Raw genomic sequence first — 3,603 nt, 5'->3', positions numbered from 1 at the left:
TTGAGCGTCGCATCCCGACCGGCGTTGAGGGTGACGGTTTGTCCCGCATCCAGCGTAGTTTCATTATGGCTGACGCCGTTGCCGCTTTCACGGCCTTTGCCGTAGTTGACACTGGCGGAGAGGTTGATACCCGTGCCCCCCGGTCCGGCAGTGAAACCGACGCCTAGTGAACCACCGCGACTACTGTTTTTGCCGGTGGTCTGTTCGGTGTTCTGGCTGGATGAGAGCTGGATATCCCGGCTGGCATTGAGTTGCAGGTCTTTGCCCGCCTGCAACTGGCCGCCCTGAATACGAATATCGCCGTTCTGGTCTGGAGCACCGGAAGCGGTGAGGGTGAGATTATCCCCGGTCATCAGGCTGCTGCCCTGTTGAGTGGTCTGATGCTGTTTCAGTTCTGACCGGGAGGACTGGCTGCCGTAGGAGAGGTTGACACCCACCAGGTTGTTGTTGGCTTTGTCGTCACCGCCTTTAGCGTTGGCCAGCCGAGCTGCCTGGACTGCCTGTACCCCGCTCAGGGCGGCTTTGGTGCCTTGTAAAGCCTTGATACGGCTGTCACTTTCACTTCTGGCCGCTTGAACTGTTTGAACAGCGGAGTTCAGGGCCCCGCCTGCTGTGCCGGACAGAGCCACGGTCAGGCCGCTTTGTTTCTGTTCGGTTTTGGTGACAGCAGTGTGACTGTTTTCCGCGCTGGTGATATTAATGTTTTGACCGGAAAGTTGCATATCGCGGCCCGCCACTACATCACTGCCGTGAAGTTTGAGCTGTTTTCCGGCGCTGAATGTCACACTGCCCTGGCTGCTGCCTACCGTGCTGCCTTTGTGGAGGTTGCTGTCGATGTCGGTAGTGGATTTTTGGCTGGCTTTGCCGACGGTGAAGCCGATACCCCCGGTGCCCATCAGGCCCGATTTTTTCTCTTGCTTGAAGTGCGTTTCATGACGGGCTTCATCAGCGGTAGTGACGGTGAGCTGATTGCCGGCGGCCAGATTAACATCCTGAGTGCCTGCCACGTTACTGCCGATGATGTTTAGGTCATTCCCGGCCTTGTACGGTCACTCTGTCGCCGCTGAGCGTGGTGCTCTGCGCCCGGCGTTCATGCACTTCATCGTGGGTTTCGACGGAGGATTTGGAGAGTAAGCCCTTACTGGTCTGTTTGCTGTGTTCTACCAGGTCTGATGAAGCGGTGTCTACTTAAATGTGACAAATGCTTCCTGTACTTCTTCATGGAGAACTTCCCCCTACTTGTTGGGTGTCCAACTTTCGGGGGCAGTTCACTTTGGCTGGGATCTTTTTAACTGCTGGTACTTTTAGATATTAACTATAAAGTTTCATGCAGTTTCTTAAACCATTGCAAGACAGTTAATCCAACTCCTGATGGACAATAATATCCATCATTTTCATAAATAAAATCTTCCGATAACTCCTCACCTCTATTCAATATCTCTTCAAATTCCTTTTTTAAAAGCATAACAGTTTCTGGTTGTTCTTTTTCCGCAAAAAGTTTCATGATTCCTTCGGGATCTGGAGCCTCACAAGACCAATCCTGATGAAAATAGGCGCTTAATAAATAACAAATTTGTTCTGTTTTCATTCTTTACTCCTAACTTTATTTGGGATAGGCAGTTTGAATTCGATAACCATTAGGCATCAAAGGATCCCTATCAATAACAATAATTATGCTGTTTGATTCATGAGATTTTGTACTACCTCTTTGAATAACTCTTCCTACGTTTACTGACATCTCATGCTTAAGCACTATCCTATCCTTATTACCGGCTACATTACCCGCCAACCAATTAGTTAATTTTTCCCTATTTGCTGCTATACCATTGCCTATCGCCCATTCTGCGGTCTTCATATCGGTAAATGTTGATGATGCTACTACTGTTGGATCATTCTTGAATCTGGCAAGTAATTGCGCATCAGATTTGCCAATGTGCCTCTCTATCGCATGACCACCAAAATTCTCATGATATATTAATGTCCTACTCGTTTCTGCTTTGACGGAAGTATTTTTGGTCACTTCTCCCTTTTCGTTAAATGCTGTATTTCCGTCAAATTTACTTGCCGGAGACTCAACATTTGTGACTGTATCCTGATTTTTCTGGCTATATTTTCCTTCTCCAGCACGCCATTGTGGGAGTGTGTTTTCTGTTTTACTGCCCGCCCCCGGATTTTTAGCCAGTGCCAAAAAGGTCTTCGCAGCCACATACTGCATCACCTTCGCTTCACTGGTCGGGATGCCGCTGGCCACAATTTCAGCCGCTTTCTCCGGCGTCATTTTTTCATTGGACATCACCACATCTAACGGCACACCGAAGAAGTTCCCCCACGCCACAATCAGCCCTCTGGCCGGATCTTGCCCTTCAGGGTGCGTACCTCTCGCTTGTTTTGCCAACGCTTCCGATAATTCATCCGGGGTTGCCCCTTCCCTGAGCATTTGCATGGCGAGTGAACTCTGTGCCCGACCGTACTCCGCCATGCCTTTTGGCAGGCTCAACGCATTATTCTCAATCGCATTCTTCCCGGCCTGGGCACCGGTAACGGTGCTGCCGGTGGAGTCACCGGCAATTCCACCCGCTAGCCCTGCCGCCAGGGTGGAGAGGGTGCTGATGGTCTGTTTTTCCTCTTCACTTAAGTCACTGACTTTAACATTTTCACCATGAATATGCTTCATCAGTTCTCGCGCGGCCAGTTCACCGGAAGCTGCTCCTGCCGCGCCCGCCAGCGCATTGTTACCGCTGACTTCGGCGGCCACTGCCCCCAGAATGGCATGGGCCAGAGTATTGGTGACGACATCGACTTGATGGGTTTTCGGGTCGGTAGTCAGGTCTTTTATCACCCCGGTCAGGTAAGGGGAAGCGCCGCCGGCCAGTGCCTGACCAATATTCCCCCCTGCTAATCCCTGAATAGCTGCGGTAGCCGCCTGTAAAGCGGTGTGGTATTTCCCACCGGTGCCAAGGCCAGACTCATTCAATGCCTGGTTATAGGCGGTCTTGTAAATCTGGTCTTTAATTTGCTCAGGCGTAATGTTGGTTTTGCCTGCGTTTTCCAGTTTCTTTCGGGCCGCTTCTCTATCCGGGTCACTGATGTTTTCTAGTTTGGCGTGGGCCGCTTTGGTGGCGATAATTGCTCCTTCAGTACTGGCGATGTCAATCACCTGCGCACTGATTTCGCCAATCAGTTGGGCCTGTTTCAGCCGTTGCTGCTCTTTCTCTTTGTCAAAGATAGGACTGAGAGCATTGTTAGCATGGTCGGTATCCCGGCTGAGGGTGGTGACATCCTGTTGCTGGCTGTCTTTGTCCCGGATAATCAGGGTGCCGTCACTGACCGCGGCATGGGTGATGCTTTGGGCGTGGCCTTCCCGGTTAGCGCCGCCCAGGGTATTGGCCGCCATATTACTGAGTAACATGCCGCCTACTGAGCCGCCAGTGCTGATACTCACGCTATGGTGTTCGGTTTTAAAATCCGCTTTGTTTTTGATATCGCCAAAGCCGAGAGTGCCGGTATCGAGGGTGTTTTTGTCTTTGTCTGCGGTACTGGCAATGACTGCGCCGTCAAGCTGGGTGTGTTCACCTACTTTGACTTCATAGCCGCCTTTACTGG

The 3,603-nt window shown here is 51.2% G+C and carries 3 protein-coding genes; all 3 read right to left on the bottom strand.

The window, feature by feature from the left end:
* On the bottom strand, positions 1–1,007 hold a 1,007-nt coding region (locus tag C6H66_RS23875), incomplete at its 3' end, for a hemagglutinin repeat-containing protein (RefSeq protein ID WP_248000815.1).
* Positions 1,008–1,315: 308 nt separating this feature from the next.
* Complete coding sequence (locus tag C6H66_RS23870) at positions 1,316–1,588, bottom strand: contact-dependent growth inhibition system immunity protein (RefSeq protein ID WP_105396938.1); 273 nt, start codon at positions 1,586–1,588, stop codon at positions 1,316–1,318.
* A gap of 15 nt (positions 1,589–1,603) precedes the next feature.
* The coding region (locus C6H66_RS27355; protein ID WP_181150292.1) for an RNase A-like domain-containing protein at positions 1,604–3,603 on the bottom strand (2,000 nt) is incomplete at its 5' end.

This window comes from Photorhabdus hindustanensis (assembly GCF_002968995.1).
Taxonomy (GTDB): Bacteria; Pseudomonadota; Gammaproteobacteria; order Enterobacterales; family Enterobacteriaceae; genus Photorhabdus; species Photorhabdus akhurstii.
Note: the sequence above shows the minus strand (reverse complement) of the source record. Positions and strands in the feature narration are given on the sequence as shown.